Source organism: Stenotrophomonas mexicanensis (genome assembly GCF_032911605.1).
Lineage (GTDB): Bacteria > Pseudomonadota > Gammaproteobacteria > Xanthomonadales > Xanthomonadaceae > Stenotrophomonas > Stenotrophomonas maltophilia_A.
Genome location: NZ_JAWJTG010000041.1, coordinates 18,732 through 44,098, shown reverse-complemented (window position 1 = coordinate 44,098; position 25,367 = coordinate 18,732). Strand labels below are relative to the sequence as shown.

Below are 25,367 nucleotides of genomic sequence, written 5' to 3'. Positions count from 1 at the left end.
CCCCCGGGCACTACCGAAAGAGGTGGCGTTGCCGGCCAGCGGCCGGCACGCCCGGGTATTCGTCAGCGCCGGCGCAGCAGCTTCCACGCGCCCCAGCCGCCGGCGGCGAGCGCTGCCAGATAGCACGCCACCATCGTGCGCAGTCCAACCGGCGACCCGGAATTGATGCCGCGGTGCAGGCGCAGCTGCAGCGAGCTGTGGCCGCTGCCCAGGTCCACCGCCAGCTGCAGCGCCAGCGCGGCGCAGAACACCAGCAGGGCGATCCCGAAACCGATGCGCGGCCACGCGGCCTGCGCGTTGGGGCGGCGCAGCAGCCAGGCCAGTGCCGTGGCTGCGGCCAGCGTCGCCGCGAGCCACATCAGCGGCGAGGCCGGAGACACAGCGGCCACCGGCATTGCACCGGTGGCCGCGATCATGACGACGCGCTTACTTGCGGGTGCCGTCGAGCCAGTTCGGGCCCTTGTTGGTGAGGAAGAACACATAGACCACCAACGATACCGCGATCGTCGCGGTCACGTAGATGGCGAACCAGTCGACGTGGCCGGTCTTCAGCGCGCCCTGGTACAGCAGTGGGGCGGTGCCGCCGAACAGCGAGTTGGCCAGCGCGTAGCCCAGGCCCACGCCCAGTGCGCGCACATGGGTGGGGAACAGCTCGGCCTTCACCACCGCGTTGATGGAGGTGTAGCCGGTGAGGATGACGAACGCCATGGCCAGGGTCAGGAAGGCCAGGGTGGCGTCATGCTGGTGCGGCAGCTGGGTGATCAGGTACCAGCTGTACAGCACGCCGCCGACGCCGAAGAACACCAGCAGGGTCTTGCGGCCGATGATGTCCGACAGCCAGCCACCGACCGGCTGCAGCACCATCAGGAACGCCAGCACGCCCAGGTTGATCAGGGTGCCGGTCATCGGGTCGTTGCCGGCGAAGGCGCTCTGGATCATCTTCGGGCCGTTCACCGAATAGGTGTAGAAGGCCACGGTGCCGCCGGCGGTGATCAGGAAGCACAGCAGCAGCGGCCGCCACTGGTGCACGAACAGTTCGTACATCGAGCCGGACTTCTGCGCCTTGCCCTCGCGTGCGGCCTCGATGGACGACTCCGACAGCGACTCGTCCATGCCTCGGCGCAGCCAGAACACCACCACTGCGGCGATGCCGCCGATGCCGAAGGCAATGCGCCAGCCCCACTCGGAGATTTCCGGCTTGCCCCAGAAGGTCAGCATCAGCAGCAGGGTCAGCTGGGCCAGCACATGGCCGCCGACCAGGGTGACGTAGTGGAAGGAGGACAGGAAGCCGCGGCGGCCGGGAATGGCGGCCTCGGACATGTAGGTCGCGCTGGCACCATATTCGCCACCGGTGGCGAAGCCCTGCAGCAGGCGCGCGAACAGCAGGATCACCGCGGCCCAGATGCCGATGCTGGCGGCGGTGGGGGTGATGGCGATCAGGAACGAACACAGCGCCATCAGCGTGACCGACACGGTCAACGCAAGGCGGCGGCCATGGCGGTCGGCGAAGCGGCCGAAGAACCAGGCACCGATCGGGCGCATCAGGAAGGTCGCTGCGAAGATCGCCCACACGTACATCGTGGAGTTCTTGTCGTCGGGCGAGAAGAACTGCGATTCGAAGTACACGGCGAACACCGAGTACACGTAGACGTCGTACCACTCCACCAGGTTGCCGGCGGAGCCTTTGAGGGTGTTGGAGATGGAACGCCGCAGCGCGGCGCCGTCGGTGCTGGGGACAGCGGAATGGGACGTGGTGCTCATCCGGGTGGGAATCCTCGATGCGGCGCTTCCGTGCGGGAAAGATCGGTGCCAGCCGCGCGCGGGGCGCTTGCGGCCAGCCTCCTAGGTAATGCATCCCACGTCAACGCCGGGTGCCGAACGAGCGGGCGGGGAATGGGACCGGACAGGGTGACAGCGGGCGCCAGACGGGCCTATAGCTAAATCGTCGTACGCCGTTTCGCGTCCGGCACCCGGGAAGATCGCCCATCCGAGTTGCAGTGTGTTGAAAACCGGGGTTATTTCAGCCGGCCGAACGTCCTAGAATCCGCGTTCCCCCGGCCCCTCTGGTGCGTCATGTCGGCTCCCCCTGTTCCGTCTGCGGCTGCCCCCCGGGGTGGCCTTGTCGCGTTGGCGCTGCTGCTGGTCTACGTGGTCTGGGGGTCGACCTACCTGGGTATCGCCAAGGCCCTGCACGGCGGCGCGCTGCCGCTGACGATGGTCTCCGGCAGCCGCTTCATCATTGCCGGTGGCCTGATGTTCCTGGCCCTGCGCCTGTTCTGGAAGATGCCGAACCCGACTCTGCGGCAGTGGCGCAACCTGGTCATCATGGGCGTGACCATGCTGGTGCTGGGCAACGGCATGGTGGTGCTGGCCGAGCGTGAGGTGTCCTCGGGCCTGGCCGCCACCGCAGTGGCCTCGGTGCCGCTGTGGATGGCGCTGTTCTCGGCGCTGCGTGGCCAGCACGCCAGCCGTGGCGAGTGGCTGGGCATCGCCATCGGTTTCCTGGGCGTGGTCTGGCTCAACGCCGGCAGCAGCCTGACGGCCTCGCCGACCGGGCTGGTGCTGCTGCTGATCGCGCCGATCGGCTGGGCCTTCGGTTCGGTGTGGGCGCGTGGGCTGGACCTGCCGGGCCCGTTCATGACCGCTGCCGGGCAGATGCTCTGCGGCGGCGTGCTGCTGGTGCTGATCGGCCTGGCGGTGGGCGAGCGCCCGACCACGCTGCCCGATACCGGTGGCCTGCTGGCGATGGCCTACCTGTGCGTGTTCGGCTCCATCGTCGCGTTCACCGCCTACGTGTGGCTGCTGCAGAACGTGCGCCCCGCGCTGGCGGGCAGCTACGCGTACGTCAATCCGGTGATCGCGGTGCTGCTGGGCGCACTGCTCAACGGTGAACGGTTCGGCTGGCGCGACCTGTTGGCGATGGTGGTGATTCTTCTGGGTGTGGTGGTGCTGACGATGGCAAGGACGAGAAAGAAATGAGCATGGATGAGAAAGAACAACGCCGGGGCCTGCTGGTCACCGCCTCCACCTTCGTGATCTGGGGCCTGGTGCCGGTGTACTGGCACCTGCTCAACGAGGTGCCCTCGTTCCAGATCATCGCCCACCGCATCATCTGGAGCACCGTGCTGGTGCTGGGCTGGCTGCTGATCAGCTCGCGCCTGGGCTGGTGGCAGAAGATCGCCGCGCAGCCGCGCGCGCTGCCGATCCTGCTGGTGTCGAGCCTGACCATCGCCTTCAACTGGGGCCTGTACATCTGGGCGGTCAACGCCGGCCATGTCATCGAGACCAGCCTGGGCTACTTCATCAACCCGCTGGTGAACGTGCTGCTGGGCGTGCTGGTGCTGAAGGAACGCCTGCGCCGCCTGCAGTGGGTGGCGGTGGCAATGGCGGCGGTGGGCGTGGCCTGGCTGACCATCGATGCCGGTACACCACCGTGGATCGCGCTGGGCCTGGCCTGTTCGTTCGGCCTGTATGGCCTGCTGCGCAAGCTGGTTTCGGTCGACCCGGTGGCCGGCCTGGGCGTGGAAAGCATGTACCTGTTCCTGCCGGCGCTGGCCTTCGCGATCTGGGCCGAGAACGGCCATGGCGGCGCGTTCTTCCATGGCTGGGGCTGGCGCAACGACCTGCTGCTGATCTTCGGCGGCGCAGTCACCGCCGTGCCGCTGATCGGCTTCGCCTACGGCGTGAAGCGCATTCCGCTGTCGCTGGTCGGCATCCTGCAGTACATCGCGCCGAGCCTGCAGCTGTTGCTGGGCGTGTTCTTCTTCCACGAAGCGTTCGACACGGCCAAGGCGATCGGCTTCGCTGCGATCTGGGCCGGCCTGATCCTGTTTGTCGGCGACAACATCCGCACGATGCGCGCCAAGCGGTAGCGCCGCGTCCGCTCGGCTGACAGGTGTGCACAAAAAAGAGCGGCGCCCCGAGGGGCGCCGCTCTGCTTCCATCCACAGCCAGGAGAGAGATGGCTGTGGCGGGAACGCGGTTGCAGGCTTAGAAGCGCTGCTGGTACTTCATGTACATGAAGCGGCCGATGTCGAAGCCACCGTAGTAGGTGAAGCTGCTGTTCGGCTGGCTGTACATGATCGGACCCTGGTGGTCGAAGACGTTGTTCACGCCCAGCGACACGGTGCCGTCCCACGGCAGGCTGTAGCGCACCTGCAGGTCGTGGAAGGTGTTGGAGCCCACCTTGTTGGTCGGCGATGCACTGGTGTACGACGAACTGAAGCCCGGCAGGTTGCACTCGTCCATGTACGAGCACTTCTCCTTCATGCTGGAGTAGTAGCGCGCGGTCCAGCCGATGCCGAGGTCGCCGTACTGCCAATCCAGGTTGAAGGTCGAGCGGACGCGGAAGTCGCCGCCCCAGCTGGTGCGCTGCTCCACCGGCGTGGTCGCGGCGTTGTCGTTGCGCTGCTTCAGGTAGTCGGTGTAGGTGGTGTTCCAGTTGACGGCGAACTGGCCGAACGTGGTTTCCGGCAGGCGGTAACGCACGTTGATGTCATAGCCGGCGGTTTCGCGGAAACCGGCATTGACCAGCGAGCGGTCCAGGCTGTTGACCTGGCCGTTGCTGCCACGGGTGAAGCGACCACAGGCGGCGTCCGAACCCTGCACATAGCACTGCTCGAGAATGCTGTTGGTGGTCTCGGAGACGATGGCGTTGTTGATGCGGATCTTCCACCAGTCGAGGCTGACATCCAGGCCGGCCACGAAGTCCGGGCTGTACACCAGACCCACGGTCCAGGTCTTGGCGGTTTCCGGCTTCAGCGCCGCGTTGGAACCCGAGTTGAAGTCGACGGTCGACTGCTGGCCCGGCTTGGTGGCAACGGTGCCATCGCTGTTGAGCTGGCGGAAGTTGGCCGGCACCTTCAGCGCCTGGCAACGGGCAGCAACGGTCGGGCTGGTGGCCGCGGTACCGAACGAGGTATCGCACGGATCGGTGAACGAATCGCGGGTACTGACGGTGCCACCGTACAGGTCATCCACGGTCGGTGCACGGAAGCCGGTGCCGTAGGTGGCGCGTACCAGCAGGCTGTCGATCGGCTTCCACTTCAGGCCGAACTTGCTGTTGGTGGTCGAGCCGAAGTTGTTGTAATCCGAGTAGCGACCGGCCACGTCCAGCGACAGTTCGCGCGCGAACGGCAGATCGGCCAGCAGTGGCACCTGCAGCTCCAGGTAGACCTCGTTGAGCGAGTAGTCGCCACGGGTCGGCTGGCCGGTGGTGCCGGTAATCTCACCCTTCTGCACCCGCATGTCCGGGGTGTAGCTGGCTTCTTCGCTGCGGTGCTCGAAGCCCATCGCGCCCATGATGTCGCCGGCCGGCAGGGTGAACAGCGAACCGGAGATGTTGGCGCTGGCCACCTTGGTGGTGCTCTTCATCTTGTCGACGAAGCGGGCGAACAGGTAGTCCTGTACGTCCTGGTTGCTCAGCGAGCCAGGGCCGGTATAACCCATCGGCGCAGCCGGGTTCCACGGCACGCAGCCGGCGATCACCGCACCCGGTGAGCCGCAGCGGGCCACGTTGCCATCCATGAAGGACGGGCCGACGGCCTGGTTGACGTGCGGCTGGTACATGCTGCCGGTACCGATGCGCTCGCCTTCATTGCGGTTGTACATGTAGCTGACGTTCCAGTCCCAGTACCGCGAACCGGTTTCGAAGCTGCCTTCCAGGCCGATGCTGGCGCGCTTGGTCTCCAGATTGTTCTCGGTGCCGCGCGGCAGCTCCTCGGAGCGGTGCGCGAACAGCACATCCTGGCCCCACAGGTTGAACGTGCTGTCCTTGGACAGGGCGGCACGGCTGCCGTTGCGCGCCTGGGCGGCGCTGACCGAGTACGGGTAGCCGGCTAGCTGCTTGGTCGATTCGCGCTTGCTGTACAGCGCGTCGGCGACGATGCGCAGGTCGTCGGTGATCGAGAAGCCGCCGTTGGCGAACACCGAGGTGCGCTCCAGGCCGGTCAGCAGGCTCATGTTGGTCTTGCTGTTGGCACCATCGGCCGGATCCGGCGCGTGGAAGTTGCCCTTCTGGCTCGGATCGCCGCCCGGGCCCACGGTCAGGTTCTTGCCACCGACGGTGACGTAGCCCCACGGGGTGTTGCCGTTCAGGTTGTCGGTCGGGTGGCGCGGGCCGTTGGGATAGCGGCTGAACTCGCGATCCTTGCCCAGCACTTCGTCTTCCTTGGTGCGCTCAGCACCCACGGTGAACCAGCCGCGGTCGAAGGTCTTGCCGAAGGTGGCGCTGTAGGAGCGCTTCTGGCCGTCACCCTGGCCGTACTGGCCGACATAGACGCTGGCTTGGCCACCGTCGAAGTTCTTGCGGGTGATGATGTTGACCACGCCGGCGATGGCGTCCGAGCCGTACAGCGCGGACGCGCCATCGGTCAGCACTTCCACGCGCTCGACGATGGCCGACGGAATCGAGGCCAGGTCGGAGTAGCCGCCGGCGCTGACGCCCATGCGGCGGCCGTCGATCAGCACCAGGCTGCGTTCCGGGCCGAGGTTGCGCAGGCTGACGTACATGCCGCCGAAGTCGCGCGAGGAGGTCAGCGAAGACGCGCGGCTCATGCTCGGCGAACCAGCAGCGGGAATGTCCTGCAGGATGTCGGCGACGTTGACGTAGCCCTTCTTCTCGATCTCGGCGCGGTTGAGCGCGATCACCGGCTGTGCGGTCTCGACACTGGCCTGGCGGATGCGCGAGCCGGTGATTTCGATGCGGTCGAGGGTGGTGGTGGCGTCGCCGGTGCTCTGTGCGAAGGCGGGGGTGGTGCAGCTGGCGGCCAGCGCGATGACGATCGCGTTGCGCAGCGGAGTGGTTTTCAGGGACATCCGTGAAATCTCGTGTTTCAGGAAAAACATGCGCCCGTTCTATGGGCGCGTGGGGTGCTGCAAACCAACGTGGGGGGCGCGATTCTAGATTGTTTCCATTCGTAACTGTTTGTCTCTGCGCCACGGATGTGCGCGAAAATGAATCGCAACCAACAATCCACAGATGCGCTGTGCGCAGCGTCACGCGCGCTGCGTTTGCTATGGGCAGAGGCATCGATAGCGGCGGATTTCCCGCAATCTGTAGCAGTGCGTGTGCGCAGGCATCCATCCACGCATGGCGTGGATCTACTGGACGTACTTGTTCATCACCCGGCCTGGATGCATCGCCCTCGGTAGATCCACGCCATGCGCGGATGACGCGCAAGAAAAAAGGGACGGAGCCTTCGCTCCGTCCCCTGCGCAATGCGCGTTGTATCGCTGCGTGATGCTCAGGTTTCGCGCAACGCCGTGGTGATGGGCAACCGCGCCGCGCGCAGCGCCGGGAACAGGCCGCCGACCAGGCCGATGCCCAGCGCCCATTTCAGGCCGGTCCACAGCAGTTCCGGCGACACATGGAACTTGAACACCACTGCGCTGAAGTTGCTGCCGATGGTGGACACGCTGTAGCCATTGAACAGCAGCCATGCCACCGCGCAACCTAGCAGGCCGCCGAGCAGTGCCAGCAGCATCGTCTCCAGCATCACCGCCGTCACCACCGGCAGGCCGCGGAAGCCGATCGCGCGCATGGTGGCGATCTCGCGCGCACGCGTGGCGACCGCCGCGTACATGGTGTTGAGCGCGCCGAACACCGCACCGACCGCCATGATGGTGCCGATCACCTTGCCGAGGATGTCGATCAGCTTGGTCAGCCCGCCGCCCTGCTTGCTGTAGTAGACGCGGGTGGTTTCCACGTCCAGTTTCAGGCGCGGGTCGGCGGCGACGGCGGCCTTGAACTGCTCGAAGCCGGCCTTGCCATCGGTGCGCACGCTGATCGACTGCCACGCACTGCGCTGGTAGGTGGTGGCCAGCGTATCGGCGTCGGTCCACAGTTCCGAATCATGCGCGTCGCCGGTGGCGAACACACCCACCACGGTCCAGGTCTGGTTGCCCAGCGTCAGCGTCTTGCCCACATCCAGATCGCGGAACTGGCCCTTGGCGCCCTGGCCGACCACGATCTCGCGCAGGCCGGTGGCGAACGTGCGGCCTTCGACGATCTTGACCTTGTCATGCACCGCCCACGCCTGCGGGCCGACGCCGCGGAACTGCGCGTTGACGTCGGTGCCGTCGGACTTCGATACCAGGTTGACCACCTGCGACAGCTCCGGCGACAGCAGCGGCCGGCCTTCGGCATCGCGAGTGATGCCGGGCAGAGTGGACAGCGTCGGCACCTGTTCGCGGGTGATGACCGAGTTGGTTTCGGCCTGCGAGCCGCCGCGCAGCACGATGGCAGTGGTGTCATCGCCGGTGTTGTTGAGCGTGGCCTGGAAGCCTTCGCCCATCGCCAGCATCGCCACCAGCACGCCGACCACGCCGGCGATGCCGACCACGATCACCGAGGACGCGCCCCAGCGCTGCGGCAGACTGGCTACGCCGATGCGGGTGGCGGCCAGCGCCAGTCGCCCACCGCGGGTCAGCAGCAGCCACAATGCCACCAGCACGGCCACGGCCAGCACGCCGATCCACGGCAGGCTGATCCACAGCACCAGGCCGATCACCAGCAGCAGTACCGTCACGCCGTTGCCCAGCCACTTCTTGAGTTTGCTCTTGAACATGTCGGTGTCCTCCTCAGCGGCCGGCCAGTGCATCGACGATCTTCAGGCGCTTGGCACGCAGCGCCGGCAGCAGGCCGACGATGATGCCGATCACCACGATCAGGCCCAGCCCCATCAGCCAGGTCGGGGTCGGCACGTGCGGCGGCAGCATGCCCATGCTCTTTGGCCCGATCGCCGGCAGGATCAGTGCAGCCAGGCCCATGCCGATCAGGCCACCGAGGCCGATCAGGAGCACCGACTCCACCATTACCAGTATCAGCACGGTGCTGTCCTTGAAGCCCAGCGTCTTCAGCGTAGCCAGTTCGGGTACGCGCTCACGCACCGCCTGCGCCATGGTGTTGCCGGTCAACAGCAGCAGGGTGAAGAACACCGCACCCATGATCGAGGTGACGATCATGCCGATATCCGCGAACTGCTTGACGAAGGCCTGCTGGAACGCCGATTCGGTCTGGGTCTTGGTCTCGTGGTCGGAGTTGGCCGAGATCGCGTCGATCGCCTGCGCCACCCGCGAGGACTGGTCCGGATTGTCCAGCGTCACCGTGTACCAGCTCACCTGGTTCTTGATGTAGTCGTTGGATTCATCGAAGTACTTCCAGTTCATCATCAACTGGCGTTCTTCGTTGGCGGCCAGCGCACGGTCCTTGGAGCGGTAGATGCCCTTCAGCTCCAGCGGCCAGTCGTTGCTGCCGCCGCGCGGGAAGATGGTTGCCTGCAGCGGGATGGTGTCGCCAATCTTCCAGCCGAACTGCTTGGCCAGCGTTTCACCGACGATGGCGCCGGTGCGGGTCTGCTTCCAGTCTTCCAGCTGTGCCGGGTCGATCTGCAGCTCGCGGTAGACATCGAAGTAGTTGGGCGACACCGAGAAGTTCGGGAAGAAGTTCTTCGGGTCCTGGTAGATGCCGCCGAACCACATGCCGTAGGCCACGTCGCGCACGCCGGCCACCTGCCGCACCTGCGCTTCCAGGCGGATCGGCAGTGACTGGGTGATCGACAGCCGCGACGCCACCACCAGCCGGTTGGCGCCTTCCACGCTGCCGCCGGAGGTGAATGCCACGCGTACCGAGTCGAGCATGCCGAACAGCAGGAACGCAGCCACCACCGACAGCAGGGTCAACAACGTGCGGGTGCGGCTGCGGAACAGCTGCGCCCACACCAGGGAGAAATATTTCATCGCCGTGGCCTCCGTCAGTGGGCCAGCGGCGCGTCGGCCAGCTCGCCCTTGTCCAGGTGCACCGTGTGCGTGGCGTACTCGGCGGCCTTCGGGTCATGGGTGACCATGATGATGGTCTTGCCGTGCTCGCGGTTGAGCTGCTGCAGCAGGCCGAGGATTTCCTCGGCAGACTGGCGGTCGAGGTCGCCGGTCGGTTCGTCGCAGATCAGGAAAGTAGGGTCGGAGACGATCGCCCGCGCGATCGCCACGCGCTGCTGCTGGCCGCCGGACAGTTCATTCGGGCGGTGGCTGCGGCGGTCGGCCAGGCCGACCAGGGTCAGCGCGATCTCGGCGTTGCGCTTGCGCTGCGCCGCATTGAGATGGGTCAGCAGCAGTGGCAGTTCCACGTTCTTCTGCGCGGTCAGCATCGGCATCAGGTTGTAGAACTGGAACACGAAGCCGACGTGGTGGCTGCGCCAGGTCGACAGCTGGCCGCCACTCATCTGGTCGATGCGCTCGCCTTCGATGCTGATCTCGCCGCCGCTGGGGTTGTCCAGGCCACCGATCAGGTTGAGCAGGGTGGTCTTGCCCGAGCCGGACGGGCCCATCAGCGCGACGAAGTCGCCGCTGGCGATGTCCAGGTCGATGCCGTGCAGCACCTGCACCTTTTCGGGGCCGCGCTGGTAGGTCTTGGTGATGTTGCGCAATGAAACCAGGGTCGACATGGGTGGTTCTCCACGGAAGGCGGGAAACGGGGAAGCACCACGGCGGTGGCCGCAGGCATGCGTTGAGCGGTGTTGCCGGCGGCGCCCGCAGGCGCCAGGCCGTTACTGCGCTTGTTTCTGTTGCACCTTGGCGCCGTCGCGCAGGGTGTCCGGCGGGTTGACCACCACCGATTCACCCGCGCTCACGCCCTTGAGGATCTGGCGGTCCTTGCCCATCGCCTGGCCAGCCTCGACCGTGCGCTGCTGCACGCGGTTCTCATCACCCAGCACAAAGGCCACCGAGGCGCCCCCGCGCTGCACCACGGCGCCGCCCGGCACGCGCACGCCCTGCGGCTTGGCGGCCGCCTGCGGCTGCGCCTGTTCCAGGAAGCTGACCCGCACGCCCATCTCCGGCACGATGCGCGGGTCTTTCACCTTCAGCGCCACGCGCACCTTCACCGTGGCCTTGCCGCGGTCGGCGGTGGGGATGATGGCGATGACCTCGCCGGGAATCTTCCATTCCGGGTAGGCATTGAGCGTGGCCTCCACCGGCATCTTCGGCTGCACGCGGCCGATGAAGGCTTCGCCGACCTCGACTTCGATCTCCAGCGATTCCATGTCGACGATGGTGCCGATGCCGGTACGGGTGAAGCCACCACCGGCCGACAGCGGCGAGACGATTTCGCCGGGCTGCGCAGCCTTGGCGGTGACCACGCCGGAGAACGGCGCGCGCACGATGTTGTTGTCCACGCCCAGGTCGGCGATGGCCAGCTGGTCGTTGGCCACCTTGACGTTGCGCTGTGCGGTGTCCAGCTGTGCCCGCAGGCTGTCGCGCTGGGCCACCGCCTGGTCGTACTGCGAGCGCGACACCAGCTGCTGGCCGACCAGTGCCTGCAGGCGGCTGGCTTCGGCGGCGGCCTGCTTCTGCTGTGCCTCCAGACCGGCCACCTGGCTGCGTGCGGCCTGCAGCTGCGAGGCATACAGGCTGCGCTGCGCGTCGGCATCGATCGGGTCCAGCGTGGCCATGATCTGGCCCTGCTCCACGCGCATGCCTTCCTCGATCATCACCTCGCGCACCTTGCCAGTGATCTTGGCCGAGACCGTGGCCATGCGCCGGGCGACCACGTAGCCGCTGGCATCGAGCACCGAACTGCTGGCGCTGCCCTGCTGGATGGCCACGGCAGGTGCGGTTTCCACCTCCACCGCCGGCGCACGGCCGAACAGGAAGGTGACGGCGGCGGCGACCAGCAGCACGACCACGATGATCGCGATCCACAGCCAGCGGCGGCCACCGCCATTGCTACCGCCACCGGAGGCGGGCGGCGGCGATTTGCGGTCGATACGGAGTTCCTTCAACAGCTCGGCAGAAGCGTTCATTCGTTCCATCACAGACGTTCGGGCGGGTGTGGCCGGAAGAGCGGACGGCGGCGGTTCCGGCGGTGGAGCGTGCGGCACAGCATGAAGGCAGGCACAGCGATGACGGCAGTGACAGCTGTCACCCGATGACACTGACGGCGGCAACTGCGAAATGTGACCACGGCGGCACAGGATGGCAACGTCCCCGCTACCGGTACCGCCCATGGATCCGATCGCCCCGTCGCTGGCCCGCCTGCAGCAGGTGCAGGTGCGTTACCGCGACCATACCGCCCTGCATGGCATCGACCTGCAGGTCCGCGCTGGCCAGGTGCTGGCGCTGCTGGGCCGCAACGGTGCCGGCAAGAGTACCGCGATCAGCGTGTTGTTGGGCCTGCGCCGCGCCGATGGCGGGCAGGTCGAACTGCTCGGCGGCGACCCGCAGCAGCGCGCCAGCCGTATCGGCCTGGGCGTGATGCTGCAGAGCACCAGCCTGCCGCCGATGCTGCAGGTGGACGAACTGGTGGCGCAGGCCAGCGCCTGCTATCCCGACCCGATGCCGTTGCAGGAGGTGCTGCAGCGTGCTGGCCTGCAGGCGCTCGCGCGCCGCCGCTACGGCCAGCTGTCAGGTGGCCAGCAGCGCGCCGTGCAGTTCGCCATCGCGCTGTGTGGCCGCCCGCGCGTGCTGTTCCTGGACGAGCCCACCACCGGCCTGGACATCCAGGCGCGGCAGGCGATGTGGCAGGCGATCCGGCAGCTGGTGGCCGAAGGCTGCGGCGTGCTGCTGACCACCCACTACCTGGAGGAGGCCGAAGCGCTGGCGCAGCAGGTGGTGGTGCTGGAGCAGGGCCGGGTACTGGCCGACGTGCCGCTGAGCGAGCTGCGCCTGGCCGACCGGCCGCGCCGCATCCGCTGCCGCAGCGGGTTGCCCATTGCGGACGTGCAGCAGTGGCCGGGTGTGCAGGAGGTGCAGCGCGACGGCGAGCACCTGCAGCTGCTGGCGAGCCCGGCCGAGCCTGTGGTGGCGCGCCTGCTGGCCGCCGATGCGCAGCTGCGCGAACTGGAAGTACAGGGCGCGGCGCTGGCCGACGCCTTCCTCGACATGACCCGGGAGGTCGCATGAACACCCTGGTCCGTACCACCGGATTGCCGCTGCCTGCATGGCGCCAGGCACTGCGCCCCTACCGCGCCGAGCTGCAGGCCGAACTGCGCCGGGCCTGGCGCACGCCGGCGTTCGCGGTGCCCTCGTTGCTATTCCCGGTGCTGTTCTATCTGCTGTTCGGCGTGCTGCTGGGGCGTGGTCACGCGCCGCTGTACCTGCTGGCCACCTACTGCGTGTTCGGTGCGATGGCCCCGGCCCTGTTCGGCTTCGGCGTGCAGTTGGCGCTGGACCGCGAAGGCGGCCTGCTGACCCTCAAGCGCGCGCTGCCGATGCCGGCGGCGGCACCGCTGCTGGCGCGGCTGGCGATGGCGGTGATGTTCGCGCTGCTGGTGGCGTTGCTGCTGATCGGCGTCGCGCGCGTGCTCGGTGGCGTGCAGCTGCAGGCGTTTCAGATGGTGCAGCTGCTGGCGGTGGCGGGCCTGGCGGCGCTGCCGCTGGGGGCGATTGGCCTGCTGATCGGCAGCCATGTCAGTGCCAGCGCGGCACCGGCGATGGTCAACCTGGTCTACCTGCCGCTGGCCCTGCTGTCGGGCCTGTGGCTGCCGCTGTCGGCGCTGCCCACGCTGTTCTCGACGATGGCCCCACTGTGGCCGACCTGGCATCTGGCGCAGCTGGCGCTGCCCGTGGTCGGGTTGCCGTCGGTGGGCAGCGTGGCCGGCCACCTGCTGGTGCTGCTGGCGGTCACGGTGGTCGCGCTGCTGCTGGCGCGCCGTCGCCTGCGCCGGATCGGCTGAACTGGCATGATCGGCAGCGATCGTCCCCGCCTGGATTCTCCCGTGTCGTCGAGCTGGCTTGCGTCCCTGCTGCGCCCCGCACCGGATTCGGCGGTGGCCGAGCTGCTGCGGCGTGGCAAATCGCCCTGGAGCGGTGCGATCCACCTGCTGTGGTCGGTATGGATTTTCCTCACCCCGGTGCTGGGGAACGGCTTCACCCTGCGCTGGCTGTTGCTGACCCTGGTCAGCTATCCGATGTTCCTGCTGTTCTACGCCAAGGTGATGCTGGCGCCACGGCACCATGCATGGCGCTACGCGCTGGGCATGATCGTGATGGCCCTGGTACTGCTGCCCTGGTACCCCTCGGGACTGAGCTACTTCGTGTTCGGCTGCGTGATGATCCGCATGAGCGGGCGCAGCAGCTGGTGGGCGTACCTGCTGCAGCTGACCGCGCTGAATCTGCTGTTCTGCGGCACCGCGCTGTACTTCGGCTATCCGTGGCAGGCCATGGTGTGGATGCCGGCGGTGTCGTTCATCGTCGGGCTGGTGGTGAACGTGGAGGCCCTGAGCCAGCAGCGCGACGTTGCCCTGCAGCTGTCGCAGGACGAGGTGCGGCGACTGGCCACCACCGCCGAGCGCGAGCGTATCGGCCGCGACCTGCATGATCTGCTGGGGCACACGCTGTCGCTGATCACGCTGAAGCTGGAGCTGGCACGCAAGCTTTACGATCGCGATGACGCGCGTGCACGGCAGGAGATCGGCGAGGCCGAGGACATTGCACGCGAAGCGCTGGCACAGGTGCGCAGTGCAGTGACCGGCATCCGCGCCAGTGATCTGGCGGGGGAACTGGCGTCGGCGCGTCTGCTGCTGGAATGCCAGCAGGTGCACCTGCAGTACACGGCGCCGCCAGCGATGCCGGTGGAGGTGGAACGCGGGCTGGCGCTGGTGTTGCGCGAGGCCGCCACCAACATCGTGCGCCATGCGCAGGCGACCCGGGTGCAGGTGGATTTCATGCTTGAGGACCGACAGTTGGCGATGCAGATACGCGATGACGGCCGTGGCGGCGTGCAGGCCGAGGGCAATGGGTTGAGTGGCATGCGTGAGCGGGCCGCAGCACTGGGTGGCCAGTTGACGCTGCAGTCGCCGCGCGGGGCGGGCACCGTGCTGACGGTACGCGTGCCGTTGATGGCCGCGACCACGCCGCTGTCGCCCACGTCGTTGGCGCAGGACGGTGCCGCATGATCCGCATCTTGCTGGCCGAAGACCAGGCCATGGTGCGCGGCGCACTGTCGGCGCTGCTGGGCCTGGAGCCGGATATCGAGGTGCTGGGCAGCGCCGCCGATGGCGAAACCGCGTGGCGGATGCTGCAGCAGCTGCAACCGGACATCCTGGTCACCGACATCGAGATGCCCGGCCTGTCCGGTCTGGAACTGGCGCAGCGCATCGCCCGCCAGGAACTGCCGATCAAGGTGGTGATCGTGACCACCTTCGCCCGTGCCGGCTTCCTGCGCCGCGCGCTGGAGGCGGGCGTGCTGGGCTACCTGCTGAAGGACGCACCGGCCGAGAACCTGGCCGAAGCCCTGCGCAAGGTGAAGCAGGGCATCCGCGCGATCGACCCGCAGCTGGCACTGGATGCGTGGTCGCAGGCCGACCCGCTGACCGACCGCGAACGCCGCGTGCTGCGGCTGGCGGGCGAGGGCCGTACCGCCAGTGAGATCGCCGAGCAGCTGGGGTTATCGCACGGTACGGTGCGCAACTACCTGTCCGAGTGCATCGGCAAGCTGGGCGTGGCCAATCGGATCGAGGCGTACCGGCTGGCGCGGCAGAAGGGGTGGTTGTAGGGGCGGCCTGCCTTTCCCGGTGATGTCATTTCCGCGACCGCGGGTGGGTGTCACTTTCTTTGCTCGTGCAAAGAAAGTAACCAAAGAAACACGCCGCCAGAGCGCGAGCCGTCGCTGCGCGCCGGTTCCCTGCGCTTCTCGGTGAATCAGGGGACGGCGCCGAACTCGCTGCGCTCAGACACCGGCGCCTCTTCGCCCCTGATTCCCCTGCGATGCTCGGCTCGCTCAAGGCGGACCCAACGTCAAAGGCAAAAGCTGCACCCAGTAGATCCACGCCGCGCGTGGATGCTCTTGTTGTTGATCTTGACCTTCAAGTCCGCCTTGAGCGAGCCGAGCACCGCAGGTCCGGCGAGGGCGAAGAGGTGCGGGTGTCTGAGCGCAGCGAGTTCCCGCACCGTCCCTCGAGGGACCGAGGAGCGCAGGGCACCGGCGTGCGAAGCGCGCCGGCTCGCGGCCGGCGGAGCGTTTCTTTGGTTACTTTCTTTGCGCGCAAAGAAAGTGACACCCCCCCCGCGGTCGCGGAAACGATCCGCCGGGAACTCCCGGCGAACCCGCTCAATCCTTCCCGCGCGCCATCGCCTGGAACACGCCATCGCGCCGCACCCACAGGTGGAACAGCGCCGCACCCACATGCATCAGCACCGTGGCGAACAACACATACGCCAGCAGGCTGTGCGCATTGCGCAACGCGGCATACAGCGCCGGGGTGTGCGGCACGATCGGCGGCAGGTGCAGGCCGCCCCACAGCACGATCGGGTAACCGCCGGCCGACAGCATCGCCCAGCCGATCAGCGGCATCGCCAGCATCAGCGCGTACAGCATCCAGTGCGAGGCCTTGGCCGCCATCACCTGCCATACCGGCAGATCCGCCGGCAGCGGTGGCGGACGATGGCGCAGCCGGTTGTACAGGCGCAGCAGCACCAGTACGCCGATGGCGATGCCCAACGGGCGATGCAGATCGATCAGCATCGGCCGCAGGTGCAGCGAGGCGACCATGGTCACGCCGATGAACAGCATGGCGATGATCATCAGCGCCATGGACCAGTGCAGCACCCGCGCGAGCAGATTGAAGTGGCCGTTGCCGGTGCTCATCGTGCGGCCTCCTTCGGTTGCTCGACGTTGCCGGTGGCGCGCTCGCGTTCGCGGCGGTTGAAGGACTGCGAGTACACGGCGGAGCGGGCCGCCAGGATCGGATCGTCACTGCCACGCACGCCACTGGGCAGGATCAGCGGATCGAAGTTGATCTGGCCGCACGCGCCCTGTTCCTGCGACTGCATGCGGTCCAGGCTGAGTACGCCGGCCACCACCTGATCACGCGACTCGGGCCACGGCACCGACGGATCATCGATGGCATCGCCGGGCTCGGCGGTGGTCACGACCAGGTTCCAGCGCACCGGGCCGCTGGCCAGGCGCTGCTGCAGTTCCTGGCTGAGGAAATCGACGCTGGCGTTCTTGCGCGTTTCCGCATCCATCTCGACCACCGGCGCCTGCGGCTGCCAGCGCCAGCGCACCGCGCGTTTCTGGCCCTGCGCGTTGGTGAACCAGAAGCTGTTGACGCTGTTGAAGGTGGTGTCAGCCCAGCTGCTGGTCCACGGCGCGGTCTTGGCCCACTGCTGGAACGCTTGTGCACTGGGGTATTTCGCCAGCACCGCGGCCATTTTCTGCGGGTCGGGCTTGCCGGTGGCCGGGTCCGGGATGGAGGCGCGCGTCTGCGCGTAGAACGCCTCGGCGTTGGGCACGGCGAAGAACGGGAAGCTGTTCATCGCCATGCGCCATTCCTGGCCATCATCGCTGACCATCTGCACCGCGAGGCTGCGTACGCGCGCGGTGTTGTCGGCGCCGTACGGGTCGCCGCCGCCGATCGACAGGCGACCCATCACCGGCACGCGGCGCTGCGAGAACACGCGGGCGCTGGACAGGGTGGGGGCCTGCGCACTGGGTTCGAACCAACCGCTTACACACACGCCCTTGCTGTGCGCACGGCGGAAGCCCGGATGGGCCGGGCCGGTGGCCTCGATGGTGTCGGTGAAGCGCTGCGCGGTCAGGCGGCCGCCAATCCAGCCGGCCAACCAGGCGAAGGCCAGCGCCACCGCACCCAGAATGAGTGCGATCAGTGCGATCCAGAGCAGGGGGGAATGCTTGCGCGGCGCGCCCGGTGTCTGGCCGGCGCGGGTGTAGCGGAAGAGCGACATGGTCGGAGTCCTGCCTTCACGGAGCGTGTGGGTGGTCGACCCACACATCCTCGCAGAACCCTTCCAGGCCCGGTATTCAATTTTTCGTCAAGTTTGCCGGGGACGGCGTGCCGACCAAGGTCGGCACCCACCCGATCAGCTGTAGCGCTGCTTCAGCATCGCCCACGCCGAACGCAGCGCCAGTGCTTCACCGCCAGCCGGCCGGCCCGGGCGTTCGCCGTCGTTCCAGGCATACACGTCCAGATGCGCCCAGCGCTGGCCGTCTTCCAGGAAGCGTTCCAGGTACAGCGCGGCGGTGACCGAGCCGGCCATGCGCGAACCGGCGTTGGCCAGGTCGGCGATGCCGCTGCTCAGGTAACGCAGGTAGGGGCGCCACAGCGGCATGCGCCAGACCGGGTCGCGGGTCGCGTCGCCGGCCTGCAGCCACTGCTGCGCCACGCTGTCGTCGTTGCTGAAGAGCGCCGGAAGGTCCGGGCCCAGCGCGATGCGCGCAGCGCCGGTAAGGGTGGCGAAGTCCAGTACCAGGTCCGGCTTCTGTTCGCTGGCGAAGGTCAGCGCATCGCACAGGATCACGCGGCCTTCGGCGTCGGTGTTGTCGATCTCCACGCTCAGGCCCTTGCGGGTGGCGATCACTTCGCCCGGGCGGAAGGCATCGGGGCCGATCGCGTTTTCCACCGCCGGCACCAGCAGGGTCAGGCGCACCGGCAGGCCGCGCGCCATCACCAGGCCTGCCAGGGCCAGTGCATGCGCGGCACCGCCCATGTCCTTCTTCATGTTGCGCATGCCGTCGGCCGGTTTGATGTCCAGGCCGCCGGTATCGAAGCACACGCCCTTGCCGACCAGCACCAGTGCCGGATCGGTGTCCTTGCCCCAGCGCAGCACGACCAGGCGCGGAGCGCGGTGCGAGGCGCGGCCGACGGCATGGATGGCCGGGAAGTTCTGCTTCAGCAGTTCATCGCCGGTGATCGCCTCGACCTGCGCACCGTGCGCATCGGCCAGCGCGCGCGCGGCGTCTTCCAGCTGCTGCGGACCCATGTCTTCGGTCGGGGTGTTGACCCAGTCGCGCACGCGCAGGCTGGCGGCGATCAGGTCGGCCACTTCGCCGGTCGGCTCAGCCACCAGGCGTGCCGGTGCACGGTGGCGCTTGCGGTAGCGATCGAAGCGGTAGCTGCCCAGGCCCCAGCCCAGCTGCAGCAGCGCCTGTTCGGCGGCCGGCAGTTCGCTGGCCAGCTGCCACACGCTGCCTTCCGGCAGCGCGTGCGGGGCATGCGAGTAGCTGTAGGCATCGGCGCGATCACCCACGCCGATCACCGCACCGGCCAGGCCATCGGCGCCCGGCAGCAACGCCGTGGTGAAGGCACCGGCGGTGAAGCCCTGCGACGCCAGCCATGCCTGGGTGGCGGCCGGCTGGCCGTCCTTCCAGGACGCGAACTGCTCGCGGTCCAGCACGTACAGCGGCAGTGCTGCGGCGGTGTCGGCAGTGAAACCAGTGATCTCGCTCATGCGTCAGGTACTCCGGGGTGCGGCAGCGTCGAGGTTGGCATCCAACCAGTCGGCCAGGCCGGTGAGGGTGTCGAACTGCAGGTCCGGCTGCAGCTGCGGATGGGTCCAGGTGGCTGCTTCGCGGTTGATCCAGCAGCCGCGCAGGCCGGCGGCGATCGCCCCGGCCACGTCCATTTCGGCGTGGTCGCCGACGTGCAGTACCTGTGCCGGCGCAACACCCAGGCGGGTGCAGGCGGCGTGGAAGATGCTCGCCTCCGGCTTGGCCGCGCCGTGTTCGCGCGCGCCCAGCTGGAAGGCGAAATGATGGGCCAGGCCGATCCGCTCCAGATCGGCATTGCCGTTGCTCAGCGCCGCCACCGGCACCCGCGCGGCAATCCGCGCCAGTGCGTCGATCGCATCGGGGTAGCACTCGACCTGGTTGCGCGCGGCGAAGAACACGTCATACGCCGGCTCCAGCAGATCCAGGCTGGCACCACTGGTGTGCAGCGCTTCGTGCAGGGTCAGCCGGCGCAGTGCGCTCAGGTCGTGATGGAGGTGCGGATGGGCGTGGTACAGGCGCTCGCGCAGTTCGCGCATCGCCGCCACCGGATACATCTCGGCCGTGGCGGGGCTGTGTTCACACATCCACTCGTGCAGGACCAGGTCGATGCGGGCGCCGATCGGAGCGAACGGCCACAGCGTGTCGTCAAGGTCGAGGGTGATGGCTTGGACGGGGAAATTCACCCCGCCATTCTACCCCTGCCCGCGCGGGCTTTCATTCCAGCAGGCGCGCCCATCCCTGCATGCCGTCCAGCCGTGCCAGCACCAGCTTGATGCAGACCAGCAGCGGCACCGCCAGCAGCAGCCCGATCATGCCCCAGGCCCAGCCGAACACCATCAGCGCAAGGATCAGCACCAGTGGCGACAGTTTCATGCGACGGCCCAGCACGATCGGGGTCACCATCTGCCCTTCCAGGGTGTGCAGGCCCAGGTAGGCGGCGGCCGGCAGCAGGGCCTGCAGCGGGTCGCGGAATTCCACGAAGCCCATCAGCAGCATCAGCGCCACGCCGATCAACGGACCCACATACGGAGCGAAATTCAGCAGTGCGGCCACCGTGCCCCACAGCAACGCTTCCTGCAGGCCGATGCCGAGCAGCATCAGTACGCCGGCGAACACCAGCCCGACCAGGGTGTTGATCACGCTGATGGTCAGCACATAGCGCGACACCTCGCGCTCGATCGAACGCAGGATGTCACTGGTGAAGCGCTGCTGCTGACGGTTCGGGAACAGGGCGATCGCCGCGCGTTGCAGGCTCTGCCCGTAGATCATGAAGAACAGGGTCAGCAGCACCACCGCCAGCACCGAGGCGGCCAGCCGCGGCGCACGGGTCAACATGCGGTACGGGTCATCGAGCTGGGCGCGGATCACCTGCACCTTGCGGTTGCTGTCGCCACCGGCCACGCGGGCAAAGTTCTCTGCGGCCTGGTTGGCCTGCTGCACCGGCTTGGTCAGGTCCTGCACCTGGCGGGCGATCTTGCGCAGCTGCTGCGGTGCTTCCTGTGCCCATTCCATTGCCGGGCCGATCAACTGCACCGCCAGCGAACCGGTCACGCCCAGGCCCGCGCCGAGGATCAGCAGAGCGCCCAGCGCACGTGGAATCCACAGCTTCTGCAGCAGGCGCAGGATCGGATTGCCGACCAGTGCGAAGAACATCGCCAGCAGCACCGGCAGGATGATGTCCTGTGCCGCCCACAGTGTGTAGCCCACCGCCAGGGTCGCCAGCACCACCAGCGACATCGGTCCGCGCGGACGCGACGGTGGCGGCAACGGGGCGTCGGGCTGTTCGGGGCCGGCCGGTGACGGGGACAGGAGGGACTCGCTCATCGACGCACCAACCGGGAAGGGGAGCGCATTATCCGCCGGCCGCGATCGGCGCGGCGGATTCCATGGATCAACGTTCGGACAGCTCGGTAGCCGCTTCGGCCGGACGCGGTCCGCGCGGGTCTGGTTCCGGCTCTGGCTCCGGCACGGAGCGTGGAGCCGGTGCCGGCCGTGGCTCGGCAGCGGAGGCCGCCGCCTGTGCCTGTTCGCTGGCTTCGTCGGCTTCCTCAGCCGCGTCGTCGGCAGTGGCTGCGGCCTGCGCCGCCATCGCCGTGGCGAACGCCGCCTGTGCACTGGCGAACAGGTTCGAGACCGAACCCACCATCTGCAGCCAGCGGGCACCGTTGACCTTGCCCGGCACTTCCAGCTTGCCGGCGATGAAGCCACCGGCCAGGCCGACCACCACGATGCGCAGCGGCGACCAGCCCTTTCGCCAGACGTCGCTGAGCGTGGACCAGTGGTCCTGGGTTTCGCCCAGGCGCACGGTCACCACCTGTTCGCAGCGTTTCACCCGCCGTTGCAGCGCGCCGAACTTCATGGCTTGCCCTCGGGCAGCTGCACCTCGGCATCGGGATCGTCTTCGCTGGGTTCGTCGAACAGGCCCAGGCGTGACAGCTGGCGCCGGGTAGCGTGCATGCCGGTGTGGTGGAAGAAGTAGGACACCCGCCAGATCGCATAACCGGTGACGGCCAGGCTCAGCAGCGAGGTGATCAGCAGCGCCTGCAGCCAGCTCAGGCCCCAGCTCTGCAGCAGGGCGATGAGGGTGGCGGCCATCAGCAGCCAGGCCGAGGCTCCAAACACGATCGCCACGCCGGCCCAGGCCAGCGCGCGACCGAATGCACTACGCGCCAGCGCGAAGTCGGCCGAGGCCAACCGGCGCAGCGAGCGCAGCGTGTGCTTGGCAGAATCGGCAGCGGCACGACCGGCCGCGCCGACCTGGCGGATGCTCTCATCCAGCGGCGGGGTAGCCGCCGGATCAGGCGCTTGCGCGTTGTCTTCGCTCACGCCGCGGCTTACTTGTCGCTGCTGCCGCGGGCCAGCTTGGCGATGATCCAGCCGGCAGCGAAGGCGACACCGAACGAGGCCAGCGGACGTTCACGGATCAGCTCAGCGGCGCTGTCGATCAGGTCCTTGCCCTTGTCCATCAGTGCGTCGACCTGTTCCTTGGCGGCTGCACCACCAAACTCGGCGGCGGCCAGGCCGGACAGCGCGCTGTCGGACAGTTCAGCCTTGACGTTGGCCTTGCCGATGCGCAGTTCGTCGCCGGCTGCGCCGGTTGCACCCTTGATCGCACCGCCGGCGGCCGACGCGGCCTGCTTCAGGTGGGAACCGGCTTCACCCAGGTGTTCCTTCAGGTTCTCGGTATTGGTGGGGCTCATCGAATCACTCCTGTTGCGATGGGGGAACGGGAGTCGGCGGTGCCGACCTGGACTGACAGCAATAGCATTGCCGGGGTATAGGGGGTGTTACGGCAGGGCGATCAGCGCATCACGAGCTGGCCCTGCTGCTGGCCATTGTTGCGCAGCACGCGTATCACCAGGGTCGGCGGGCGCTGCTGGAAGTTGGCGCGCCAGCTGGCCAGGTCGGCGAATTCGCCCACGGTGGCATCGGTGATGATGTCGCCCTGCTGCAGGCCGTTGGTGGCCGCGCGGCTGCCGCGCTTGACCTCGCTGACCAGCACGCCGCCGACACCGGACTGGCGCAGCGACTCGGGCAGGTCGACGAAGGTGGCCCCGGTCAGGCGCGGGTCCAGGCTCTCGCCGGTGACCGCGCGCGCCTGTTCCTTCAAGGTTGCCTTGATCTGCAGCGGCTTGCCCTCGCGGCGCACGTCCAGCGTCAGCGCGCTGCCGACCGCCGCCAGGCCTTCCACGTTGTGCAGGGCTTCGGCGCTGTCCACGCGCTGGCCGTTGGCCGAGACCACCACGTCGCCCGGCTTCAGGCCGGCGGTCGCAGCGGCCGAACCGGCCAGCACGCGGGTGATCAGCGCACCCCGCGTTTCGCCCAGGCCCAACCCCTGCGCGATCTGCGCGGTCAGGTTCTGGCTCTCCACGCCCAGCGTGCCGCGCACCACTACGCCGTGCTTGACCAGCTGGTCGACCACGCTGCGCGCCAGGTTGGACGGAATCGCCAGGCCCAGGCCGATGTTGCCGGCCATGCTGCCCTGCGGGTTGAAGCTGGCGGTATTGATGCCGACCAGCTGGCCCTGCAGGTCGACCAGTGCGCCACCGGAGTTGCCCGGGTTGATCGACGCATCGGTCTGGATGAAGTTCTGGTAGCCCAGCCCGCGGATGCCGCTGCGGCCCACCGCCGAGACGATGCCGGAGGTGACCGTCTGGCTGAAGCCGAACGGGTTGCCGATGGCCACCACGAAGTCACCGACCCGAAGCTGGTCGCTGTTGCCGAGCTTGATGTCGGTCAGGTTCTGCGCCGGGATGCGGATCAGCGCGATGTCGGTATCGCGGTCCGAACCGAGGAACTCGGCCTTGACCGTGCGCCCGTCGGCCAGTGTCACCTGCACGTCATCGGCGTTGTCGATGACGTGGTGGTTGGTCAGCACCAGGCCCTCCTTGGCGTCGATGATCACGCCCGAGCCCAGCGATTCGTTGATGCGTTCCTGCGGGATGTCCGGGAACAGGCGGCGGAAGAACGGGTCGTTGAAGAAGGGGTTGCGCACGCGCACCACCTGCTTGGTGTTGACGCTGACCACGGCCGGCATCGCCTTCTCCAGCATCGGTGCCAGCGACGGCACCGCCTGTCCGGCCACCGAGGCCGGCAATGCCGCCGTGGTCGGGAGTACCGCAGGCAGCGGCGCGGCGTCGGCACGGTTGTCCAGGTGGGCATTGATGCCGGTGGCAACGAAGCCACCGAAGGCGGCGGCGATTGCGAGCGTGAGCAGGGTGGGAAGCGGTCGCATGGGAGTCGGTTCGCTGGCGTGGGTGGGGGCCGTTCGGCTCTACGGTAAAACAAGCTGAATGAGTGTGTCGCGATCTGGATAAATGCGCCATGAAAACCGGGCGCCCGGAACGCGGGTCGGCGTCGCCATCTGTGGGGCGGTGGCGACAACGTCGGGCGTGCTTCGCAACGTGCCGACGTCTGCCGAAGCGCGTGTGGATACAGGCCGATACTTGCGCAGTTCGGCGCATCCTGGTGCCGCGATGCGCCATATCGCATGCCTTTCGCAGCACTCGGGCAGGTGCGCGCAGGCAGCACCTGCCGCTATCCGCACCGTGCGGCGCAGCACTGAAAAAAAGGGGTTTCCTGTCAACCCACTGTGCTCGAGAGGGTGCTGGGCTACACCATTACCGTCGCAGCAGATGCGATTGCGGGTGCACGGCCCGTTCCACGATCGTCAATGTCGGTATAGCATCGCCCCGTTTTGATACTTAAGGCCCGCAGGAGGGCAACATGAGCAACGGTAATGGTGTGTCGGTCGTGACCGACGCCGTCGAGAACGTCAAAGAAACCGCCACCAACGTTGGCGAGACCATCGCCCACGCTGCCGAAGACGCAGTGAAGTCGGTCAAGAAGACCGTCAAGCGCGCCACCAAGGCTGCCGGCACCCGCGTTGCCAAGGCCAAGAAGGCCGTGGCCAAGGTCGAGAAGACCGTTGCCAAGAAGGCCGAGAAGGCTGCCAAGTCGGTCGGCAAGACTGTTGCCAACGCCAAGAAGAAGCTGGAAGCCGCCAAGAAGAACGCCAAGGCCGAAGCCGCTGCCCTGAAGAAGGAAGTGGCCAAGAAGAAGGCGGCTGCAGGCAAGGCTGTGACCAAGAAGGCCGCCGCTGCCAAGAAGACCACCAAGGCTGCCACCAAGGCTGCTGGCAAGAAGGTCGCTACCGTGAAGAAGGCTGCCACCAAGAAGGCCGCCGTCGCGAAGAAGACCGTTGCCAAGAAGACCGCGGCCGCCAAGAAGGTTGTCGGCAAGAAGGTCGCCACCGCCAAGAAGGCCGTGGCCAAGAAGACCGTCGCCGCCAAGAAGGTCGCTGGCAAGAAGGCCGTGGCTGCGAAGAAGGTTGTCGGCAAGAAGGTTGCCGCTACCAAGAAGGTCGCCACCAGGAAGACCGCGGCCGCCAAGAAGGTTGTCGGCAAGAAGGCTGCTGTCGCCAAGAAGGCCGTCGGCAAGAAGAGCGCTGCTGCCAAGAAGGTTGTCGGCAAGAAGACCGCCGTTGCCAAGAAGGCGGTGGGCAAGAAGGTTGCCGCCACCCGCAAGACGGTCGCCAAGAAGGCTGCGCCGCTGAAGAAGGTCGCCGCCAAGAAGGCTCCGGCCAAGAAGGCCGTGCGCAAGGTCGCCAAGCGCAAGTAATCGCGCCGTGACCGAAGGCCCT

At 67.5% G+C, this 25,367-nt stretch carries 23 protein-coding genes; 7 read left to right on the top strand and 16 right to left on the bottom strand.

The window, feature by feature from the left end; genetic code table 11:
- Positions 1-62: 62 nt before the first annotated feature.
- A complete protein-coding gene (locus tag R1L06_RS16235; RefSeq protein WP_317218210.1) occupies positions 63-416 on the bottom strand; it encodes a hypothetical protein in 354 nt (117 codons plus the stop codon).
- A gap of 10 nt (positions 417-426) precedes the next feature.
- The gene (locus R1L06_RS16230; RefSeq protein WP_088023485.1) at positions 427-1,761 is read right to left on the bottom strand and encodes an MFS transporter; all 1,335 of its coding nucleotides are present in this window, start codon (positions 1,759-1,761) and stop codon (positions 427-429) included.
- Between the two features lie 312 nt (positions 1,762-2,073).
- Here R1L06_RS16230 and yedA point away from each other — a divergent pair, with 312 nt between their 5' ends.
- Together yedA and rarD are read left to right on the top strand one after the other, a co-directional pair.
- On the top strand, positions 2,074-2,979 hold the full coding sequence (yedA, locus tag R1L06_RS16225; protein ID WP_317218209.1) for a drug/metabolite exporter YedA: 906 nt from the start codon (positions 2,074-2,076) through the stop codon (positions 2,977-2,979).
- Entirely contained in the window at positions 2,976-3,872 is an 897-nt protein-coding gene (gene rarD, locus R1L06_RS16220) for an EamA family transporter RarD (protein WP_014645638.1), read from the top strand. The genes yedA and rarD overlap by 4 nt, the downstream gene beginning before the upstream one ends.
- A 118-nt stretch (positions 3,873-3,990) precedes the next feature.
- Here the strand turns inward: rarD and R1L06_RS16215 are convergent, their stop codons facing one another.
- From R1L06_RS16215 to R1L06_RS16195, 5 genes are all read right to left on the bottom strand, one after another.
- Entirely contained in the window at positions 3,991-6,816 is a 2,826-nt protein-coding gene (locus tag R1L06_RS16215; protein WP_317218208.1) for a TonB-dependent receptor plug domain-containing protein, read from the bottom strand.
- Between the two features lie 428 nt (positions 6,817-7,244).
- A complete protein-coding gene (locus R1L06_RS16210; protein WP_032128171.1) occupies positions 7,245-8,567 on the bottom strand; it encodes an ABC transporter permease in 1,323 nt (440 codons plus the stop codon).
- A gap of 13 nt (positions 8,568-8,580) precedes the next feature.
- Positions 8,581-9,738 (bottom strand): ABC transporter permease, encoded by a 1,158-nt coding sequence (locus tag R1L06_RS16205; RefSeq protein WP_317218207.1) that lies wholly within the window; start codon positions 9,736-9,738, stop codon positions 8,581-8,583.
- A gap of 14 nt (positions 9,739-9,752) precedes the next feature.
- On the bottom strand, positions 9,753-10,442 hold the full coding sequence (locus tag R1L06_RS16200) for an ABC transporter ATP-binding protein (RefSeq protein WP_049399872.1): 690 nt from the start codon (positions 10,440-10,442) through the stop codon (positions 9,753-9,755).
- Between the two features lie 102 nt (positions 10,443-10,544).
- Positions 10,545-11,798 (bottom strand): efflux RND transporter periplasmic adaptor subunit, encoded by a 1,254-nt coding sequence (locus R1L06_RS16195; RefSeq protein WP_317218206.1) that lies wholly within the window; start codon positions 11,796-11,798, stop codon positions 10,545-10,547.
- 202 nt (positions 11,799-12,000) lie between these two features.
- Between R1L06_RS16195 and R1L06_RS16190 the strand changes: the two genes are divergently transcribed.
- The 4 genes from R1L06_RS16190 to R1L06_RS16175 are packed head-to-tail and all read left to right on the top strand — an operon-like array spanning position 12,001 to position 15,490.
- Complete coding sequence (locus tag R1L06_RS16190) at positions 12,001-12,897, top strand: ABC transporter ATP-binding protein (protein WP_317218205.1); 897 nt, start codon at positions 12,001-12,003, stop codon at positions 12,895-12,897.
- Entirely contained in the window at positions 12,894-13,670 is a 777-nt protein-coding gene (locus R1L06_RS16185; protein WP_317218204.1) for an ABC transporter permease, read from the top strand. The genes R1L06_RS16190 and R1L06_RS16185 overlap by 4 nt, the downstream gene beginning before the upstream one ends.
- 6 nt (positions 13,671-13,676) lie before the next feature.
- On the top strand, positions 13,677-14,891 hold the full coding sequence (locus R1L06_RS16180) for a sensor histidine kinase (protein ID WP_317218203.1): 1,215 nt from the start codon (positions 13,677-13,679) through the stop codon (positions 14,889-14,891).
- Positions 14,888-15,490, top strand: a complete 603-nt coding sequence (locus R1L06_RS16175; protein WP_075675585.1) for a response regulator transcription factor — start codon at positions 14,888-14,890, stop codon at positions 15,488-15,490. The genes R1L06_RS16180 and R1L06_RS16175 overlap by 4 nt, the downstream gene beginning before the upstream one ends.
- 555 nt (positions 15,491-16,045) lie before the next feature.
- Here R1L06_RS16175 and R1L06_RS16170 read toward each other — a convergent pair.
- The 9 genes from R1L06_RS16170 to R1L06_RS16130 all read right to left on the bottom strand — a co-directional run bounded on the left by R1L06_RS16170 (position 16,046) and on the right by R1L06_RS16130 (position 23,960).
- Positions 16,046-16,582 carry a cytochrome b gene (locus R1L06_RS16170; RefSeq protein ID WP_012509795.1) on the bottom strand — a complete coding sequence of 179 codons (537 nt, stop codon included), beginning with the start codon at positions 16,580-16,582 and terminating at the stop codon, positions 16,046-16,048.
- The gene (locus R1L06_RS16165; protein ID WP_317218202.1) at positions 16,579-17,682 is read right to left on the bottom strand and encodes a catalase family peroxidase; all 1,104 of its coding nucleotides are present in this window, start codon (positions 17,680-17,682) and stop codon (positions 16,579-16,581) included. Before R1L06_RS16165 ends, R1L06_RS16170 begins: the two co-directional genes overlap by 4 nt.
- Positions 17,683-17,817: 135 nt before the next feature.
- Complete coding sequence (locus tag R1L06_RS16160) at positions 17,818-19,185, bottom strand: leucyl aminopeptidase family protein (RefSeq protein ID WP_134951737.1); 1,368 nt, start codon at positions 19,183-19,185, stop codon at positions 17,818-17,820.
- 3 nt (positions 19,186-19,188) lie between these two features.
- The gene (locus R1L06_RS16155; protein ID WP_317218201.1) at positions 19,189-19,908 is read right to left on the bottom strand and encodes an HAD family hydrolase; all 720 of its coding nucleotides are present in this window, start codon (positions 19,906-19,908) and stop codon (positions 19,189-19,191) included.
- 31 nt (positions 19,909-19,939) lie between these two features.
- Positions 19,940-21,049 carry an AI-2E family transporter gene (locus R1L06_RS16150; RefSeq protein ID WP_032128161.1) on the bottom strand — a complete coding sequence of 370 codons (1,110 nt, stop codon included), beginning with the start codon at positions 21,047-21,049 and terminating at the stop codon, positions 19,940-19,942.
- A gap of 67 nt (positions 21,050-21,116) precedes the next feature.
- Complete coding sequence (locus R1L06_RS16145; RefSeq protein WP_032128160.1) at positions 21,117-21,584, bottom strand: hypothetical protein; 468 nt, start codon at positions 21,582-21,584, stop codon at positions 21,117-21,119.
- A complete protein-coding gene (locus R1L06_RS16140; protein WP_049398102.1) occupies positions 21,581-22,051 on the bottom strand; it encodes a phage holin family protein in 471 nt (156 codons plus the stop codon). Before R1L06_RS16140 ends, R1L06_RS16145 begins: the two co-directional genes overlap by 4 nt.
- 8 nt (positions 22,052-22,059) lie before the next feature.
- Positions 22,060-22,425 carry a hypothetical protein gene (locus tag R1L06_RS16135; protein ID WP_032128158.1) on the bottom strand — a complete coding sequence of 122 codons (366 nt, stop codon included), beginning with the start codon at positions 22,423-22,425 and terminating at the stop codon, positions 22,060-22,062.
- Positions 22,426-22,526: 101 nt separating this feature from the next.
- Positions 22,527-23,960 (bottom strand): Do family serine endopeptidase, encoded by a 1,434-nt coding sequence (locus R1L06_RS16130; protein WP_189720417.1) that lies wholly within the window; start codon positions 23,958-23,960, stop codon positions 22,527-22,529.
- A 491-nt stretch (positions 23,961-24,451) separates the two neighbouring features.
- Here R1L06_RS16130 and R1L06_RS16125 point away from each other — a divergent pair, with 491 nt between their 5' ends.
- On the top strand, positions 24,452-25,345 hold the full coding sequence (locus tag R1L06_RS16125; RefSeq protein ID WP_317218200.1) for a histone: 894 nt from the start codon (positions 24,452-24,454) through the stop codon (positions 25,343-25,345).
- The last annotated feature ends 22 nt before the right edge of the window (positions 25,346-25,367 follow it).

Coding starts and splice junctions, on each gene's coding strand:
- R1L06_RS16180 (WP_317218203.1), top strand. CDS start 13,677: ATGATCGGCAGCGATCGTCCCCGCCTGGATTCTCCCGTGTCGTCGAGC.
- R1L06_RS16150 (WP_032128161.1), bottom strand. CDS start 21,049: ATGAGCGAGTCCCTCCTGTCCCCGTCACCGGCCGGCCCCGAACAGCCC.
- R1L06_RS16145 (WP_032128160.1), bottom strand. CDS start 21,584: ATGAAGTTCGGCGCGCTGCAACGGCGGGTGAAACGCTGCGAACAGGTG.
- R1L06_RS16200 (WP_049399872.1), bottom strand. CDS start 10,442: ATGTCGACCCTGGTTTCATTGCGCAACATCACCAAGACCTACCAGCGC.
- R1L06_RS16185 (WP_317218204.1), top strand. CDS start 12,894: ATGAACACCCTGGTCCGTACCACCGGATTGCCGCTGCCTGCATGGCGC.
- R1L06_RS16235 (WP_317218210.1), bottom strand. CDS start 416: ATGATCGCGGCCACCGGTGCAATGCCGGTGGCCGCTGTGTCTCCGGCC.
- R1L06_RS16210 (WP_032128171.1), bottom strand. CDS start 8,567: ATGTTCAAGAGCAAACTCAAGAAGTGGCTGGGCAACGGCGTGACGGTA.
- R1L06_RS16165 (WP_317218202.1), bottom strand. CDS start 17,682: ATGTCGCTCTTCCGCTACACCCGCGCCGGCCAGACACCGGGCGCGCCG.
- R1L06_RS16160 (WP_134951737.1), bottom strand. CDS start 19,185: ATGAGCGAGATCACTGGTTTCACTGCCGACACCGCCGCAGCACTGCCG.
- R1L06_RS16205 (WP_317218207.1), bottom strand. CDS start 9,738: ATGAAATATTTCTCCCTGGTGTGGGCGCAGCTGTTCCGCAGCCGCACC.
- R1L06_RS16130 (WP_189720417.1), bottom strand. CDS start 23,960: ATGCGACCGCTTCCCACCCTGCTCACGCTCGCAATCGCCGCCGCCTTC.
- R1L06_RS16190 (WP_317218205.1), top strand. CDS start 12,001: ATGGATCCGATCGCCCCGTCGCTGGCCCGCCTGCAGCAGGTGCAGGTG.
- yedA (WP_317218209.1), top strand. CDS start 2,074: ATGTCGGCTCCCCCTGTTCCGTCTGCGGCTGCCCCCCGGGGTGGCCTT.
- R1L06_RS16170 (WP_012509795.1), bottom strand. CDS start 16,582: ATGAGCACCGGCAACGGCCACTTCAATCTGCTCGCGCGGGTGCTGCAC.
- R1L06_RS16215 (WP_317218208.1), bottom strand. CDS start 6,816: ATGTCCCTGAAAACCACTCCGCTGCGCAACGCGATCGTCATCGCGCTG.
- R1L06_RS16175 (WP_075675585.1), top strand. CDS start 14,888: ATGATCCGCATCTTGCTGGCCGAAGACCAGGCCATGGTGCGCGGCGCA.
- R1L06_RS16135 (WP_032128158.1), bottom strand. CDS start 22,425: ATGAGCCCCACCAATACCGAGAACCTGAAGGAACACCTGGGTGAAGCC.
- R1L06_RS16125 (WP_317218200.1), top strand. CDS start 24,452: ATGAGCAACGGTAATGGTGTGTCGGTCGTGACCGACGCCGTCGAGAAC.
- R1L06_RS16230 (WP_088023485.1), bottom strand. CDS start 1,761: ATGAGCACCACGTCCCATTCCGCTGTCCCCAGCACCGACGGCGCCGCG.
- R1L06_RS16195 (WP_317218206.1), bottom strand. CDS start 11,798: ATGAACGCTTCTGCCGAGCTGTTGAAGGAACTCCGTATCGACCGCAAA.
- rarD (WP_014645638.1), top strand. CDS start 2,976: ATGAGCATGGATGAGAAAGAACAACGCCGGGGCCTGCTGGTCACCGCC.